The 16,112-nt window shown below is 36.0% G+C and carries 16 protein-coding genes; 4 read left to right on the plus strand and 12 right to left on the minus strand.

Annotated features, from left to right (window positions below; all coding sequences use genetic code 11):
* Nucleotides 1–5: 5 nt before the first annotated feature.
* The 3 genes from F1592_RS06660 to F1592_RS06670 all read right to left on the minus strand — a co-directional run bounded on the left by F1592_RS06660 (nucleotide 6) and on the right by F1592_RS06670 (nucleotide 3,026).
* Nucleotides 6–953 (minus strand): thiamine pyrophosphate-dependent dehydrogenase E1 component subunit alpha, encoded by a 948-nt coding sequence (locus F1592_RS06660; RefSeq protein WP_011274553.1) that lies wholly within the window; start codon nucleotides 951–953, stop codon nucleotides 6–8.
* A 38-nt stretch (nucleotides 954–991) separates the two neighbouring features.
* Nucleotides 992–2,344 carry a dihydrolipoyl dehydrogenase gene (gene lpdA / locus F1592_RS06665; protein ID WP_053016184.1) on the minus strand — a complete coding sequence of 451 codons (1,353 nt, stop codon included), beginning with the start codon at nucleotides 2,342–2,344 and terminating at the stop codon, nucleotides 992–994.
* A gap of 274 nt (nucleotides 2,345–2,618) precedes the next feature.
* Entirely contained in the window at nucleotides 2,619–3,026 is a 408-nt protein-coding gene (locus tag F1592_RS06670; RefSeq protein ID WP_053016183.1) for a carboxymuconolactone decarboxylase family protein, read from the minus strand.
* A 106-nt stretch (nucleotides 3,027–3,132) separates the two neighbouring features.
* On the opposite strand from F1592_RS06670, the gene F1592_RS06675 reads away from it, so the two are divergent.
* A complete protein-coding gene (locus F1592_RS06675; protein WP_053016182.1) occupies nucleotides 3,133–3,543 on the plus strand; it encodes an Lrp/AsnC family transcriptional regulator in 411 nt (136 codons plus the stop codon).
* Nucleotides 3,544–3,548: 5 nt separating this feature from the next.
* On the opposite strand, the gene F1592_RS06680 is transcribed toward F1592_RS06675, so the two are convergent.
* From F1592_RS06680 to F1592_RS06695, 4 genes are all read right to left on the minus strand, one after another.
* The gene (locus F1592_RS06680; protein ID WP_313770320.1) at nucleotides 3,549–3,851 is read right to left on the minus strand and encodes a hypothetical protein; all 303 of its coding nucleotides are present in this window, start codon (nucleotides 3,849–3,851) and stop codon (nucleotides 3,549–3,551) included.
* Between the two features lie 2 nt (nucleotides 3,852–3,853).
* The gene (locus F1592_RS06685; RefSeq protein ID WP_053016180.1) at nucleotides 3,854–4,150 is read right to left on the minus strand and encodes a DUF2089 family protein; all 297 of its coding nucleotides are present in this window, start codon (nucleotides 4,148–4,150) and stop codon (nucleotides 3,854–3,856) included.
* A gap of 184 nt (nucleotides 4,151–4,334) precedes the next feature.
* Nucleotides 4,335–5,531 carry a 3M3SH-releasing C-S lyase gene (locus F1592_RS06690; protein ID WP_053016179.1) on the minus strand — a complete coding sequence of 399 codons (1,197 nt, stop codon included), beginning with the start codon at nucleotides 5,529–5,531 and terminating at the stop codon, nucleotides 4,335–4,337.
* A 343-nt stretch (nucleotides 5,532–5,874) separates the two neighbouring features.
* Complete coding sequence (locus F1592_RS06695) at nucleotides 5,875–6,387, minus strand: DUF308 domain-containing protein (protein WP_053041687.1); 513 nt, start codon at nucleotides 6,385–6,387, stop codon at nucleotides 5,875–5,877.
* Nucleotides 6,388–6,573: 186 nt separating this feature from the next.
* Between F1592_RS06695 and F1592_RS06700 the strand changes: the two genes are divergently transcribed.
* A complete protein-coding gene (locus tag F1592_RS06700) occupies nucleotides 6,574–7,260 on the plus strand; it encodes a type 1 glutamine amidotransferase domain-containing protein (RefSeq protein ID WP_033079826.1) in 687 nt (228 codons plus the stop codon).
* A gap of 104 nt (nucleotides 7,261–7,364) precedes the next feature.
* Here F1592_RS06700 and F1592_RS06705 read toward each other — a convergent pair whose 3' ends face one another.
* The 4 genes from F1592_RS06705 to F1592_RS06720 form a co-directional block, all read right to left on the minus strand.
* Nucleotides 7,365–8,708 (minus strand): dihydrolipoyl dehydrogenase family protein, encoded by a 1,344-nt coding sequence (locus F1592_RS06705; protein ID WP_053016177.1) that lies wholly within the window; start codon nucleotides 8,706–8,708, stop codon nucleotides 7,365–7,367.
* Nucleotides 8,709–8,724: 16 nt separating this feature from the next.
* Entirely contained in the window at nucleotides 8,725–9,165 is a 441-nt protein-coding gene (locus F1592_RS06710; protein WP_053016176.1) for a MarR family winged helix-turn-helix transcriptional regulator, read from the minus strand.
* A gap of 163 nt (nucleotides 9,166–9,328) precedes the next feature.
* The gene (locus F1592_RS06715) at nucleotides 9,329–10,402 is read right to left on the minus strand and encodes an NAD(P)-dependent alcohol dehydrogenase (RefSeq protein WP_033079829.1); all 1,074 of its coding nucleotides are present in this window, start codon (nucleotides 10,400–10,402) and stop codon (nucleotides 9,329–9,331) included.
* Nucleotides 10,403–10,572: 170 nt separating this feature from the next.
* A complete protein-coding gene (locus F1592_RS06720; protein WP_149809372.1) occupies nucleotides 10,573–11,955 on the minus strand; it encodes an NAD-dependent succinate-semialdehyde dehydrogenase in 1,383 nt (460 codons plus the stop codon).
* Nucleotides 11,956–12,115: 160 nt separating this feature from the next.
* Here F1592_RS06720 and F1592_RS06725 point away from each other — a divergent pair, with 160 nt between their 5' ends.
* Together F1592_RS06725 and F1592_RS06730 are read left to right on the plus strand one after the other, a co-directional pair.
* Nucleotides 12,116–13,774: an FAD-binding dehydrogenase gene (locus F1592_RS06725; protein ID WP_053016173.1), complete on the plus strand. Its 1,659-nt coding sequence runs from the start codon at nucleotides 12,116–12,118 to the stop codon at nucleotides 13,772–13,774.
* A 150-nt stretch (nucleotides 13,775–13,924) separates the two neighbouring features.
* Nucleotides 13,925–14,323: a hypothetical protein gene (locus F1592_RS06730; protein ID WP_053016172.1), complete on the plus strand. Its 399-nt coding sequence runs from the start codon at nucleotides 13,925–13,927 to the stop codon at nucleotides 14,321–14,323.
* A gap of 52 nt (nucleotides 14,324–14,375) precedes the next feature.
* On the opposite strand, the gene F1592_RS06735 is transcribed toward F1592_RS06730, so the two are convergent.
* Nucleotides 14,376–16,079, minus strand: a complete 1,704-nt coding sequence (locus tag F1592_RS06735; RefSeq protein WP_053016171.1) for an ABC-ATPase domain-containing protein — start codon at nucleotides 16,077–16,079, stop codon at nucleotides 14,376–14,378.
* Nucleotides 16,080–16,112 lie beyond the last annotated feature (33 nt).

Below are 16,112 nucleotides of genomic sequence, written 5' to 3' on the forward strand. Positions count from 1 at the left end.
TCCTTTTAGGCAAATACATCTTCGTGTAATGAATCTACATCTGGTAATTCACTTTCATCTGCATATTTCACTGCATCTTCTACTGCTTGTTCAGCTGCTCGTTCAATTTCATTTAATTCTTCTTCTGTTAACCAACCTTCTTCAAGTGCTTGACGTTTAAAGTCTTCTGTTGCATTCTTATCCGCATTACGATCATTTGGTGATTTAACTTTTTGTTCGTCCCCTTCAAAATGACCATATTTACGATACGTGTCACACTCAATTAGCGTAGGGCCTTCACCATTTTTTGCTCGTTCTACAGCTTCTTGCGCTGCTTTATAAACTTCAACGACATCCATGCCATCCACTCTGACACCTGGCATGTTATAAGCTGAAGCACGCTCTGCAATTGTTTCTGAAGCACTGGCATAATCATGTGTTGTACCTTCACCGAATTGGTTGTTTTCACAAACAAAGATAACTGGAAGGTTTAAGATTGAGGCAAAGTTAAGGCCCTCATGGAAATTACCTTCATTGGCTGCACCATCACCAAAGAAACATACAGCAACATTCTTTTTACCTTGATTTCGAATAGAAATACCTGCACCAGTAGCAAGTCCGAAGCCACCACTTACGATACCATTAGCACCGAGCATTCCTTTATCTATTTCTGCAACGTGCATGGAACCACCTTTACCATGACCAAGTCCATCACGTTTACCCATTATCTCCGCCATCATGCCATTAAGGTCACATCCTTTGGCAATTGCATGTCCGTGACCGCGGTGTGTACTTGTAATATAGTCGTCGTCTTCAAGTTGTGACATTACACCAGTTGCTACAGCTTCTTCGCCTACGTATAAGTGAACAAAACCAGGAATCTTACCGTCACTAAAGATTTTATGCACCTTTTCTTCAAAATATCGAATTTCATTCATCGTTTTATAAATCCAACGTGCTTGTTCTTTTTCCATCGTTAGTTCCTCCTATCATTCATTGATTTGTTCTGTTATCACATATGAATGGCTTTTCCAAAGTATGCATCCGCGCTCTCGCCAATTGCTTCGGATAGAGAAGGATGTGGTTGAATGATGTTAGATAACTCATTCATTGTACCTTCTGAAGCTTTGACACCTAATATTTCACTAATTAAATCTGTAGCATGTGGACCAACAATAAAAGCACCCAAAACCTCTCCATATGCTTTATCAGTCACAATTTTGATAAAGCCTTGTGCTTCTCCTTTTACGAGTGCCTTTGCATTTCCTTGAAAAGAAGATTGTGTAACAGATACGTCATAACCCGCTTCTTTAGCTTGAGACTCAGATAAACCAACTGATGCTGCTTCAAGACGGGTATAAATACAACGTGTAATATTGTTTGGAGATACTGGCGTTGGTTTTAATCCAGCCAAAGTTTCAACAACATGTAAACCATGTGCACTTGCTGAATGTGCAAGTTGATAGCCCTTAACAAGGTCTCCAATAGCATATACATGATTAATTGTTGTTTGATAATGTTCATCGACTTGTACAAATTTACCATCCATATCGATATCTAGATCTTCAGCTACCTTGATGTTCGGTTGTCGACCAGTTGCCACTAATAAAGTATCAAATGACACATCTTCATGATTATCCAAAATCACTTTAGAGGTTGTTACTTTAGATATCTTTGCGCCTGTTAAAATTCTTATACTTTGATTCTTCAAATGGTCCTTTAATAGTTCACGTACTTCTTCAATCTCGGTGAGAAGAATATCTTCATTAACTTCAATCATTGTAACCTCGACTCCTAAATCAGCCATTGAAGATGCTAACTCAGTAGCAATAACACCGCCACCAATAATTGCGAGTTGTTTAGGCAACGTTTCTATATCAAAAAATGTGTCTGTCGTTTCATACTTTATGTCATTTAATCCCTCAATAGGTGGAATAAAAGGTTTACTACCAGTTGCTAGAATAATATCTTTCGCTTGATATGTTTGATTATTAACTTTAACTTCTAAATCTTTTGTTACAGTAGCTTCACCCTTAATAAAAGTAACTTTGTTTTTCTTTAATAATTGCTTCACACCACCTGTGAGCGTGCTAACAATGTGTTGTTTACGTTGCACTAATTTAGAGAAATTCACTTTCATCGCTTGTGTCTCAATTCCCCAATCATTAGCCTTACGTATATCATGTGCTTTCGTTCCATGTTCGAGTAGTGTTTTAGAAGGTATGCAACCTACGTTTAAACAAGTCCCCCCTGCGTTTGTTTTCTCTACAATTCCAACCTTTTGACCTAATTGTGCAGCGCGAATAGCGGCAACATATCCACCAGGTCCTGCACCAACCACAATCAAATCATATGAGTCCGTCATCACTATCACCCACTTCCGTAAGATCATATCGTTGTGCATCCCAAAACATACTGTAAAAACATAGAAATGAGATATGCTATATTCTTAATGTAAGCGTTTTCTCATTTCTTTAATTACATTTTATACTCATGATTTTTAATTTTCAAATAATTGTAAAATTAAATTTTTATATACTTATTTCCGTTATTTCATATAAGTTTTATAAGATTTGGAAGATTATCTTGCTACTCACTTAAATAAAAAACCCTCTAACCAAGTTGGCTAGAGGATTTTATTATGGCTGCAATTTCATTATTGCGCCAAAGTTTTGTTGTGCATTTGTGAATGTAATAAATGCAATGAGTTCAACAATTTCTTCTGTTGTTAAACTGTCTTTAAGTACTTTTATAATATTGTCCGGAATTTGGTCACCCATCTTAATAAACACTTCTGTGAATCCTATGCAAACGGACGATTTTTCATCTTTAAGACTGCCGGTAGGTTGACCTTTAGCTTTACAGTACTGACAACCGTTCTTTTGCGCTAACATTCTTCTTAACTCTTCTTTTAATTCTTTGCTAAGTGCGCCGTCACTTTCTAACAAATCACTTAGTTGTGACCATGATTGCATTAATTCTTCTTGATGACCTAATAATTTTTGAAAAGGTGTATTACCTATACTTGAATCATTAATAATAGACATTATCATTCCTCCTTAACCTATATTTTATTGCTAAATTTTCATTTTAGACTTAATATTTATAAGGAATTTAATTCAATTATTTTAAATTTTTAAGGAGTTAGTGTAGGTGGACCAAACAAATCAAAAGCTATTAGAAATTTTATTGAAAAATAGTAAAACATCACTTAATGAAATTAGCCAAAAAGTAAATCTATCCGTACCTGCAACAAGGGATCGTATACATAGATTAATTGATATGCGCATTATCAAAAGTTATACAATTGAAATTGATTATGCATTGTTGGGATATGATATTGAAGCACTCATCGAATTGACGATTAAAAATAATTTATACAAAGACTTTAAAGATTATATTGCTCAACAAAAGAATGTTGAATTTTGTTATAGAATCTCTGGAGATAGTTGTTTTATGTTTAAAGCTCGCTTTGAAAACATGAAAAAAGCAGAGAATTTCATCGATTCTCTGCAAACATATGGTCATAGTAAAACACATTTTATCTTTTCAAAAGTGATTTAATAGAACTATTTTAAATCTTTACTTTTCATTTTATTCATTTCATTTTTAGCTTTTTTTTCATTATCTTTCTGGGCTCTATCCCATTCAACATATAAGAATAATAGGAGGATAACGGTTAATATAATTGTTCCAATAAGTTTCAGTTGAAGAAAACCTGTAATATGTAAATAGGTTATTACTATCACGGCTATTACTGGAATAATTGAGCCTATAAATTTATTACCTGTTCTTGAAAGAAAATATTGTGTCGCTACGACAACTGCAAAAAATAGTGCCGGTAGAAACATTTTAATAATTTCCAAGTTCACTTTCATCCTTTCCGTTCTTTGTTATACAAATCTAGAATGGTTTTCGCATCATTTAATTCAAGCTTTTCTTCAATTGCTAAGGTTCTAACGAAACTAACTAAGGAGCTATCTTCTTGTTGCTCTGACATTTTGACTTTTTCAATGACATTATTCAAACGTTGTCTAACAGTTGGATATGAAACTTCATAATACTTCGCCAACTGTTTTAAAGATCCAGAGTATAGAACTAAATTTTTGATAAATTCTATATCACCCTTATCTAGGTTTAAAATCCAACTTGGTATTTCATTTTGATTCACAATTGCTCCTCCTCACCAATAACTATAACAAATACTTTAATAATGTTCAAATTCATTTAAATAATATTAAATTTTACTTAAATTTATTTAATTATAATTGACTTTTTATTAATGTCTAATTTCTAATTTAACATAAAAATGGTCTATTAAGATGTATTTTTCATCCCAATAGACATTATGATTTTTAAACTAATGCGTCTTTAATCTTTTGCAGTCCTTTTATCATGATTTCACGTGGAACAGCGATGTTTATTCTGATATGTCCTTCTGCGTTATGAACGAATTGTTCTTGTCCTTCAATGATAACGCCGGCGTGTTTGATGAAATATTTAGCGATTGGTTCATCTATGTGTTTTGCTTTAATGTAATAGCTTAGATCAACCCATGCGAGGTAGGTTGCTTCTGGAATTTTAAATTCTGCATGTGGCAGTTCTTGTTCTAAAAATTGTGCTAGGTATTTAAAGTTGTCGTCTAGATAATCATTCATAGCAGCTAACCAGTCTTCGCCCTTTTCATAAGCTGCCTGTGTCGCAACGATACTTAATGGATTCTCGGAACTAAAGTGATGTAACTTCCATGTCTTTAATAATCTTCTATTCGGAATAATAATGTTTGAGAACATTAAGCCCGCTATATTAAATGCCTTACTTTGCGACATTGCGGTAACAATCTTATCGTAATCTGGCACTGCTTTAGCAAAAGGTACATGTGTTTGACCGGCCCGTTTAATGTCGCAGTGAATTTCATCTGAGATGATCCATACGTCATTATCAACCATAATTTGTCCCAATTGCTTTAATTCATCTTCAGACCATACACGACCTGTTGGATTATGTGGATTAGCAAAGATACATACTTTAATATTTTCTGTTTCCACTTTTTGACGGACATCTTCAAAGTCGATTTCATAGTATCCATTATGATTAATCATAGGAGAATATACCGTCTTAATATTATTTTTATCACAAGCCATTTTAAAAGGACCGTAGCTTGGTGTTAAAATCAACGCTTTATCGTCGTTGTCACAAATATAGCTTACAAGTTCAATTAACCCTGCAACAATCCCATGAGAAAATACAAGGTGATCTTGTGGAAATGTATAACCAAATCGTCGTTCTGTCCATGACACAAAAGCCTCATAATAATCTGTACCAAATATGTTGGTATAACCTAGAATCTTTTTATCGAGTCTGTCTCTTATAGCATCTAACACAACTTCAGGTGTCGCGAAATCCATATCAGCTACCCACATACGAATCAGTTCATCATGTTCTTCTAAATCTGAAGTATCTGCGTCTCCAAATAAATAGCCTTTATAACCTTCTACATTCATCGCATTTGTAGAACGACGGTCTATGATCTCATCAAAATTGTACGTCACATGAATGCCTCCTAGAATCATTGTTTAATAAGTCTTATTGTAATACTTCCCATTTATGAATTCACTTTTTAAGATTTTCACTTCTAAATATAAAAAGGGGAAGAAAGACAAAGGGAGTGGCACAGAATTCTTTTTAAATTCGTCGTCCCTCTCCCAACTTGCTTTGCTTGTAGAATTTCTTAGTGAAATTCTCTTTGTTGGGGCCCCGCCCGCAAGGATGAATAGAACTGAAAAAAGCTTGATTTAAGCGCATTTTCAGTTCAGTCAGCTACTGCGAATTTGCAAAATAGCATCATCATATTATTTATGTCCCAAGCTCTACCTCTCTCCCTATTCTAAAAATTTACGCAAGTCCATCAATAACGTAAGTCACACCTAGAATTGCAAATGTGATGGCTATCATCGTTGATACTAGAATCATTCCCATCATAGGGTTAAATAGTAAAATAATTCCTAATAGTAAGCCTAAAACGTTAACAATGATAGATAGTCCCTTCAAACGGCTTTGTTTTGAAATGGTCATTAGTCCAATAACTGAACTTACAATAAACCATGCGGCAAACATAAATATGAAGAAGGTTGAACTTGCCCCAACGTTAAATATCACAAGTAGTCCAAATATAATATCAATAATTCCTATGACAACAATTAAACCTGAACCGCTACCGGCAAGCGCTCTCGCAGCACGACGGAATAATAGTTGAATCACTCCATTAATAAGAATAAATAAGCCAATAAGCCAAGTAAGTGTGTAGAAATTTTTAACAGGATAACTGAAAATGATAACTGCAACAATTAAGAGTAACGTTCCCATAATTAAGCTTGACCATTTTAATTTTCCTTTGTCTTGTGCCATTCAAATTCCTCCTCTCATTAAAAAATAGTTATTATATCAAGTATATTGAAGTTGCGTTGGACTAACAACGAATACATCTTACATCGTTTTACATGAAACATATTATATTTAATTCACGACCCCTTCAGTTTCTTACTTTTCCGAAAAGGGTAGACTGAACGTAGTATAAAATTAGGAGGCGTATCAATGAATACAAAAAGAGCATTAGTTGTAGTAACAAGTGTAACGAAATATCCTGATATGAATCGTCCAACTGGATTATGGTTTGGTGAGGTTGTTCATTTCGCGGATGTCTTATATAAAAATGGTTATAAAGTACATTATATTAGTCCAGAAGGTGGATATACTGCCATTGACCCTCAAAGTTTACAAGAAGATATGATGACAGATTTAGACTGGGAATATTATCAGAATAAGGACTTTATGACACGTCTTGGTCATACAGTTACACCTGACGCAGTTAAAGCTGAAAATTATGATGTCATTTATTTCGCTGGTGGTCATGGTACAATTTGGGACTTCAAAGATAATGAAGATTTACAAAAGCTAACTCAAGAAATTTATGAAAATAACGATGTTGTTGCTTCTGTTTGCCATGGTGCAATTGGCTTATTAAATGTTAAAGATGCTGAAGGTAACTATATTATCGATGGTAAAACGGTTACTGGCTTCTCAAATAGTGAAGAACAAGCAGTGGGCTTAGCCGACGTTGTTCCTTACCTTACTGAAGATGAACTTAAAAATCGTGGTGCAAACTATGAACAAGGTGATAACTGGACTGAGTTTGCAGTCGCTGATGGTCGCATTATTACTGGCCAAAATCCACAATCTGGTAAAGCGGTAGCAGAAAAATTCTTAGAATCTCAAAAGTAAAATCTTAGTCTACCCGCATAGTAAAATTTATAAAGATGCCTACATGATTGGAACAATAACGCTTTGATTCCAATATATAGGCATCTTTATTTATCTATATTAAATTACAGCATATTCACTTTTAACATATCAATGACACCGCTAGAGGCACCAGGGAAAGCAAAGATTAATTGATTTAAATCTTGTGCTGTCATGCGTTGATTAATAATAAATACGAGTAAGTTTACTAAATCAGCTGCATCGACGCCATATATATCAGCGCCAACAAGTCGTTTCTCTTCATCTAAAACGACATACATTTCTGCATCTGTTTCATTTTTATACTCAAATACCATTTGTTTACCAAACGGAATGTGTTTAACTGTATAACGTTCATTTTGTTCTGCTTCTTGAACAGTTACGCCAATTTGAGAAAGACGTGGTAACGAATACAATACTGAAGGAATTGCTGGATATTGAATTTCATCTTGGGTCATTCCTAAAATATGTGCAGCAATGTAATTGGATTCAAATATTGCTGTAGGTGTTAATTTAGGTATGGCTTTATCTAAGACATCGCCACTTGCATAAATGTTGCTCACATTTGTTCTTAAATGACCATCTACTGAAATACCTTTCTTACTATATTCAATACCTACTTGATCTAATCCAATACCTTCTACATTTGGATTTCTACCTGTCGCATCTAAGACATAATCTGTTTCAATCGTTAAGCCAGATTCAGTTGTAACTTTGTATCCATCGCCTGCTCTTTCTACTTTTTGCGTCTCTTCATCAAAGTAGAAATCTACACCTTCATCTTCTAATTTTTTAATGAGTTGTGTTACGTGTGTTTGGTTAAAACCTTTAAGTGGTTTATCAGAGTGGTGAATCATAGTCACTTCTACGCCTGATTTGATCATTATTGATGCAAATTCCACACTTATTATACCTACACCTATAAATGTCATACGTTTTGGGAGTTTATCCATAGATAAGAAGTCACGACTATCATGAGTTAATTCTTTACCTTCAATATCTAATTTATTACTGTGCTGACCTGTCGCAATGACGATATTTTCAGTTTGTAATTCCTCATCGTTCACTGTCACTGTGTGTGCGTCTTTAATTACACCAGCCCCCATATAAACATCGATACCTTGTTGCTCAAACATGCCTTTTAACATACCATTCATTGGATTAATCACTTGCTTTTTATAATCCATTAAATTTTCCCAGTTCACATGCAAGTCTTGTGATTGAATAATACCGTTATATTGTGCTGATTCTTCTAACACTTCGTAAGGTCCTTCAAGTAAGATTTTAGCGTTACAACCATAATTTGTACATGTACCTGCAATCGTATCTTTCTCAATAATGGCAACATCTTTACCTGCATGTTTAAGTGTTAGTGCTGCATGCCATGCTGCGTGTCCGCTTCCTATAAATACAACATCGTATTGTTTCATTTAACTCATCCTCTTTTTATTTATTCGTGAGTGCTTTTAAGGACTGTTCTAATTTGCTTAAGACTGCTTTCGTTTCGTTATATTGCGTTTCATCAAATTCTGGAGGTAAACATTGTGCGACTGCCTCAAAGACTGCTTCTTGTTGCTCATGCCCCTTTTGCGTTAAAGAGACGACTAATTGACGTTTATCTGCCTCTGAACGTTGTCGTTTAACCCACCCTGACTGCTCTAATCTCTTTAAAAGTGGGGTCAATGTATTACTTGATAAATCTAACTGTTTACCTACTTCATGCAAGGGTTGATTATCGTGTTCCCATAAGGCGAGTAAAACTAAATATTGAGAATACGTTAATCCAAATGGTTTCAATTGTTGTTCATAAAATTTCGCGAATAAACGACTCACATTATAAGCTGAAAAACAAAGCTGATTTGCGAGTTTCATATCTTCGTTATTCATGACATCACCTCTTTTCAATCGTGTACGATTAATTAAAGTGTAAACAATCGCGCGCGATTAATCAAACAATCTGTTTAAACAGACATAAAATAACCTCCATACCATGCGAGGTAGGAGGCTATATGTTAATGTATATTCAATTTAGCTTAATGGTGGTGATTCATTATTTATCTAAGAAACCGTTTGGATACACCATTACTTTCAAGGCATCACCTTTACTTGTACGTGTTAATTCCATGGCTTCTTTCGTATCATTTAATTCGAATTGATGTGTGAATAATGAATCAATATCAGCATCTGTTGTACTTAAAATTTGAATGCCTTGAGGGTACGTATTCGCATATCTGAAGACACCCACAATATTGATTTCATGGTTCGCAATAAATGGCACATTGATTTCGTTCATATCTTCTTGAGGTAAACCAACAATAGCTAAAGTACCGCCATCTTTTAATGAATTTAATGCGCTTCTTAAGGCGATCGGGTTACCTGCTGTTTCGATTGCATAGTTAACACCTTGACCGTCTGTTAATTCTTTAATGCGTTCCACGACGTCTTCATTTTTAATATTAATTGTTGTTGTTGCGCCTAAACGTTTAGCCGCTTCTAAACGATTGTCTTCTAAGTCTGAAACGATAATGTTTGTTGCGCCATAAGCTTTAGCAGCTACAACTGCCATTAAACCAACTGGACCCATACCCATAATCACAACAGTTGATCCTGGTTTAATATCCGCACGCTTACATGCTTGTAAACCTACTGAGAATGGTTCAACAAGGGTTGCTTGTTCATAAGTCACTGAGTCTGGTAAATGATAAAGGAAGTCTGCCGGATGGCTTACATATTCACAGAACGCACCATCGTATGGTGGTGTCGCCATAAATTCCATATGTGGACATAAATTATATTGTCCTGATTTACAGTATTCACATTCACGGCAAGGTTCACCTGGTTCGATAGCAACACGATCTCCTACTTTAAAGTCTGTTACTTCATCCCCAACTTGTGCTACCATACCAGCACATTCATGTCCTAATACGATTGGTTTTTCAACTACGAATTCACCAACACGACCATGTGCATAATAGTGAACGTCAGAACCACAAACGCCTACTGCCATCATCTTGATTAAGACATCTTTGGGTCCTACTTTTGGCATATCTCTTTCGACAATTTCAATATCATAAGGTTCATGCATTAATGCAACGTTCATTTTCTCCGGAATAGTTTCACTCATAAATAACATCCTCCTAAGTTTATGTATCTTATATTATTCTTTCACTGAAAAAGATGTATGTAAACGATCTCATAAAAATTTATATAGTAATTTTAAACAAAAATACTGAATTCACAAGAATTTTTCTATAAAAAATGCGCTTCCCTAAAAAGAGAAGCGCACATCATCTACTACATATTACCTATTGATAAATATTTCGTTTCTAAGTATGGTTCGATACCCTCTGTACCACCTTCACGACCATAACCACTTTCTTTCATACCGCCAAATGGTGCGTGAGCTGCTGATGGACCGCCATCATTCCAACCAATGACACCATAATCAAGTGAGTTATATAGATGGAAGCCAGTACGATAATCATTTGTGAAGAAGTAAGCAGCTAAACCAAATTGTGTATCATTCGCCATTTGAATTGCATCTTCTAAATCTGAGTATGTTGCAACAGGTACGATAGGTCCAAATGTTTCTTCTTGCATTGCAAGCATATCTTGATTCGCATTTGAAACGACGACAGGTTTTAAGAAATTGCCACCCATTTCTTGTGCATCCTCTAAAGAACGTGATAATTGAGCACCTTTAGATACCGCATCTTCTAATTGATTGACCACTTTCTTCACGCCATCTTCGTTAATCAATGGTCCAATAGTCACGTCTTCATCCATACCATTTCCGACCTTTAATTCGTGGACTTTTTGCGTTAATTGTTTAACAAACTCAGCTTCAACCGCTTCGTGCACGTAAACTCGGTTCGCACAAATACAAGTTTGTCCTGCATTACGGAATTTTGAGGCAATTGTTTGATCTACGGCATATTCAATATCCGCATCTTCGTGAACGATTAATGGCGCTAGCCCACCTAGTTCCATTGTGACATTTTCAACTGATTCAGCAGCTTGTGCGATGAGTTTCTTGCCGACGTTTGTTGAACCGGTAAAGGTAACTTTCTGCATTACAGGATGTTTCGTGAGTAATTCACCTGCATCCTTACCAGACATAATGACATATTGAACGGCATCTTCTGGGATTCCCGCTTCATGCGCCAATTCAATGAGTCGAATAGTAGTTAATGGTGTTTGCGTCGCAGGTTTACACACAATCGTACAACCTGCAGCTAATGCTGGCGCAATCTTACGCGTAATCATTGCGGCTGGAAAGTTCCAAGGTGTTATTGCTCCCACTACGCCTACTGGGAATTTTTTCACAATAATATTTTTATTTGGTGTATTTGCTGGAATTGTACGACCGTAAATACGTTTAGCTTCTTCGGCATACCAAGAAACATATGAATTCGCATAATCCACTTCACCTTGTGCCTCTTTTAAAGGTTTACCACCCTCTTTAGTAATCAACTCTGCCAATTCATCTTTATGTTCATTAATTAAAGAGAACCATTTATACAACTTATCTGCACGTTCATGTGCATCTACTTCTCTCCAAGATTTGAACGCTTTATGCGCTTTCTCAATTTGTTGTTTGGCTGTTGTTTCACTTGTATATTCTAATGTTTCAATTACTTCGTTCGTCGCTGGATTTAAGACTTCTAATGATGCCATATTCATCCACCCCTTTTAGAATTATTGATATAAGTATATACCCCTAGAAATAGATTATCTATCAAACCGTTTTCTATCATTACTAGTTTCACTTTCCTGTACCTACTTTCCTTGATAAAATATGTAGACTACATATAACAATTGATACGAGGAGTTTTTTATGAATAAAAAGATATTTGTCATTGGATCTGGTTTAAGTGGTTTAGTTGCAGCGACAGAACTATTAAAGAAAGGCTATCACGTAACGATGTTAGATCAAGAACCTCGTCAAGCGATTGGTGGACAAGCTTATTGGTCATTCGGTGGGCTATTTCTAGTTAACTCAAAGATTCAACAACGACTGGGCGTTAAGGATTCATACGAACTTGCACTGAATGATTGGTTAGGATCTGCACAATTTGACCGTCCAGATGATGAGGACTATTGGGCGAAACAATGGGCTGAAGCGTACGTGCGATTTGCCACTTTTGAAAAGGAAAACTATCTAAAAGAGATGGGCGTTCGCTTAACACCTATCTTAGGTTGGGCTGAACGTGGTGGCGCATCAGCTTCTGGTCATGGCAACTCTGTACCACGTTTCCATATTACTTGGGGTACAGGTCAAGGATTAGTGGAACCCTTTAGTCGTTTCGTACTTGAAAAAGAGCAAGAAGGTCAATTTAGATTCTTGCCACGTCACCAAGTGACTGACATTTGCATTGAACATAATCAAGTCACTCACATTTCTGGCAACATTTTAGAGCCAAGTGACGTTGAACGCGGAGAGAAATCATCTCGTACCGTAATAGATACGTTCCAATATGATGTCGATGAGTTGTTAATTACATCCGGCGGCATTGGTGCCAACATGCCACTTATTCGAAAATATTGGCCTAAACGTTTAGGTAATCCTCCAAAGACAATGATACAAGGCGTACCTGATTCAACTGACGGTCGTTTAATTCAAGTCACAGAAGATGCCGGCGCCAACATCGTGAATAAAGATCGCATGTGGCACTATACTGAAGGCATTCAAAACCATAGTCCCATTTGGTCTAATCATGGTATTCGTATCATTCCTGGGCCATCATCAATGTGGTTCGATGCGACCGGTAAACGTATGGCTGCACCAGATTACCCTGGATTTGATACTTTGCATACGCTAGAAACAATCATGAAGACAGGTTATGATTATTCATGGTTTATATTAACGGAAGATATTATAAAGAAAGAATTTGTACTTTCTGGCTCTGAGCAGAATCCAGATTTAACTGATAAAGATATCAAATTATTACTTCAAGAGCGTTTAGGTAGTAAAGCAACGTCTCCAGTAGAAGCCTTTATGGATAAGGGACCTGACTTCATACTTGCCGATGATTTAGGTACGCTAGTTCGAAAGATGAATGACTTAGCAGGTAATGACTTACTTGACTATGAAACAATCAAACATGAAATTAAAGCTCGCGACTTACAAATTGATAATCCATTTACTAAAGATCCACAAGTCGCATTTATCAATAATGCACGTCAATTCTTAGGTGATAAACTCGTTCGTACTGCTAAACCTCATAAAATATTAAGTGGAAGAAATGGACGTTTAATTGCCGTAAAATTAAATATTATTAGTCGTAAAACGCTCGGTGGTATTCAAACGAATCTCGATGGACAAGCACTTAATCCCAGCATGCAACCGATTCATGGACTATACGCCGCTGGAGAAGCATCTGGTTTTGGTGGTGGCGGTGTTCATGGATATCGTGCATTAGAAGGTACTTTCCTAGGTGGTTGTATCTTTAGTGGTATTCGTGCAGCTGAAGGCATCCATCATCATATACAGTAAATTTCATAAATATACATTTCAAAAATAAAGTGTTTTCAAAATGTATATCCCACCACTTTTTATGCATTTTGTTGTAAAATTATATCAAATATTATTTTTTTCAAGTAATAGTTATCAATTTTACAATTTTTTGCAAAAGAAGGTGATGGTATGCCTCGCGATAGCTTGAAATCTTTGAAAAATAAAACTGTAACCGTAATAGGTCGAATTGAACATATTACTATAACACCTAAAGTAAAAATTCCAAACAAACCTATTTTCTCAAAAATTTTATTATTAGATGTTAATATTGGCGGTCAGTATTTCGATCACGTTTGGGTTTATGCATCAAAGAGATACTTTCATAACCAAGAACCCTTTTTACAACAAGTTGTAAAGTTTAAGTCTAAAGTAACGCCTTATGTTAAACATGGCAAACGTGGCTACGTCGAAGATTATGGTATTGATTATGTCAAAAGCCTAAGCATACTGCCGAATACGTCGATGGAAGAATATGACGAAAGATATTATGATGATGATATTACTGTAGACTTTTTCTTAACGAATTAAAAGCACATTGCAAAGCTTGATTAACTATCAAGTGCAATGTGCTTTTGTTATTTTATTTTACTTTTAAACCACGATAACGGTTCAATGTTCCGATAAATTCTTGCTTACGAGGAAGCGCTAAATTACCAGGATGTCCATCAAAGTTAGATATCGCTTCGATGCCTTCTTCGTCAATTAAGTCGTACATTTGATTCGTTGCCTCAATAAGACTCTTATGATTATCTATAAGGTGATGTCTAAAGTAATTCATCATAACGGTCAACGCATTGGTTTGACTGTCATCCACTAATTGTTCTAAACCAGATATATCTATTGCATCTTTGCCATACATCACTGTGTGTAGCCCTTTGGCTTTCATTCGATCATCTTTTCCTTTTTTAGAGAATGAAGCATCTAAAGGGACACGAGATGGAATAGCACCAAATTGCGTATTTGCCTGTAAGTCACGTTGGTATCCATCTGATTGAGCAATGTCTTTCGCCTCAACAGTTACATCTTTCAAATGATACTCATCCATCATCATGACTTGATCAGCCACGTCAAAATAATCACCAGACCCACCAACAATTAGAATAGTTGAAACTTGATGCGCTTCAAAAAGTGGTCTCACTTTATTAGAAAATGGTGTTATTGGTTCTTTATCAGGCGCAATTAACTTCTGCATACGTCCATCACGAATCATAAAGTTCGTCGCCGATGTATCTTCATCAATAAGTAGCGTTGACGTTTGTGTTTCTAATGCTTCCATGACATTAGCTGCTTGTGATGTGCTGCCACTCGCATTGTCAGTTGAAAAGTGCGTTGTATCTTTCTTGCCAGGCAAGTTATCTATAAATGGACTGATGTTAACATTTTGAATTCCACGTCCATCTTCAGCACGTATCTTCATAGCGTCATGACGCGTAATAACAAACTCACGACCATCATTTGGAATATGATCATAGACACTACGTTCAAGCGCTTCTAATAGGGTCGATTTACCGTGATAACCACCACCAACGATCAATGTTATGCCTTCAGGAATAGACATCCCTGTGACTGCCCGACCACTTGGCAAATTGAATGTTGTTTCGAAAGCTTGTGGGCTTGTAAATTGAATGGCACCTTTCATTGGCTCATCAGATACACCGCTTTTTCGTGGTAAAATGGCGTTATTTGCGACAAAAGCGACTAAGTGATGTTGTTCAAGTTGTTTCCTAATATATGTTTGGTCTAATTTTAATGTTACTTGATGTTGGAGTGCTTGTTGGTCAATATTTTGATACATGATGGCTTGATCTACTATCTTTGGTAAGCCATTTATAAGTGTATAGGCCGCAGCTTTTCCAAGAATCTTACGTCCTGCTGCTGGCATACCAACTTCAATGCGCACTTCAATTTCTTTGTCATTAATTACGACTGATGTACGTTCTAACATTTCTTGACCACAATGATCGATGAAAATTTTACCGTTTTTACCTGAACCTTTAACGGTACGATTAAATGCCGAAGCTTGATGGCCAAATGCTCTAGTTAAGAAATCTGATACTGCAATACGTTTGTCTTTCTCATCTAATAAATCACTTGGAATTTTGGCGACATCACGTTGAATGATAAGCCGCATTTTTGAAGGTGGCGCAAAAGGATCCACCTGTACATTATCGATAGCTAAGTGAAATTGATCAAAGGCATATATACCTTTTGTTCGTTTATACGCTCCATATTTTTGTCCATCTAACGATTTTAATGTCTTTTCGAGATCTATTGAGCGCTTCATCATTATTCCTCCGTTCAGTAAGTGTCTATTCAC

It is taken from the genome of Staphylococcus sp. GDX7P312P (assembly GCF_008385775.1).
GTDB lineage: Bacteria > Bacillota > Bacilli > Staphylococcales > Staphylococcaceae > Staphylococcus > Staphylococcus haemolyticus.

What these genes read in the sequence shown, in the direction of transcription:
- F1592_RS06660 (WP_011274553.1), bottom strand. Translation starts at nt 953, where the DNA reads ATGGAAAAAGAACAAGCACGTTGGATTTATAAAACGATGAATGAAATT.
- lpdA (WP_053016184.1), bottom strand. Translation starts at nt 2,344, where the DNA reads ATGACGGACTCATATGATTTGATTGTGGTTGGTGCAGGACCTGGTGGA.
- F1592_RS06670 (WP_053016183.1), bottom strand. Translation starts at nt 3,026, where the DNA reads ATGTCTATTATTAATGATTCAAGTATAGGTAATACACCTTTTCAAAAA.
- F1592_RS06695 (WP_053041687.1), bottom strand. Translation starts at nt 6,387, where the DNA reads ATGGCACAAGACAAAGGAAAATTAAAATGGTCAAGCTTAATTATGGGA.
- F1592_RS06700 (WP_033079826.1), top strand. Translation starts at nt 6,574, where the DNA reads ATGAATACAAAAAGAGCATTAGTTGTAGTAACAAGTGTAACGAAATAT.
- F1592_RS06705 (WP_053016177.1), bottom strand. Translation starts at nt 8,708, where the DNA reads ATGAAACAATACGATGTTGTATTTATAGGAAGCGGACACGCAGCATGG.
- F1592_RS06710 (WP_053016176.1), bottom strand. Translation starts at nt 9,165, where the DNA reads ATGAATAACGAAGATATGAAACTCGCAAATCAGCTTTGTTTTTCAGCT.
- F1592_RS06715 (WP_033079829.1), bottom strand. Translation starts at nt 10,402, where the DNA reads ATGAGTGAAACTATTCCGGAGAAAATGAACGTTGCATTAATGCATGAA.
- F1592_RS06720 (WP_149809372.1), bottom strand. Translation starts at nt 11,955, where the DNA reads ATGGCATCATTAGAAGTCTTAAATCCAGCGACGAACGAAGTAATTGAA.
- F1592_RS06725 (WP_053016173.1), top strand. Translation starts at nt 12,116, where the DNA reads ATGAATAAAAAGATATTTGTCATTGGATCTGGTTTAAGTGGTTTAGTT.
- F1592_RS06730 (WP_053016172.1), top strand. Translation starts at nt 13,925, where the DNA reads ATGCCTCGCGATAGCTTGAAATCTTTGAAAAATAAAACTGTAACCGTA.
- F1592_RS06735 (WP_053016171.1), bottom strand. Translation starts at nt 16,079, where the DNA reads ATGAAGCGCTCAATAGATCTCGAAAAGACATTAAAATCGTTAGATGGA.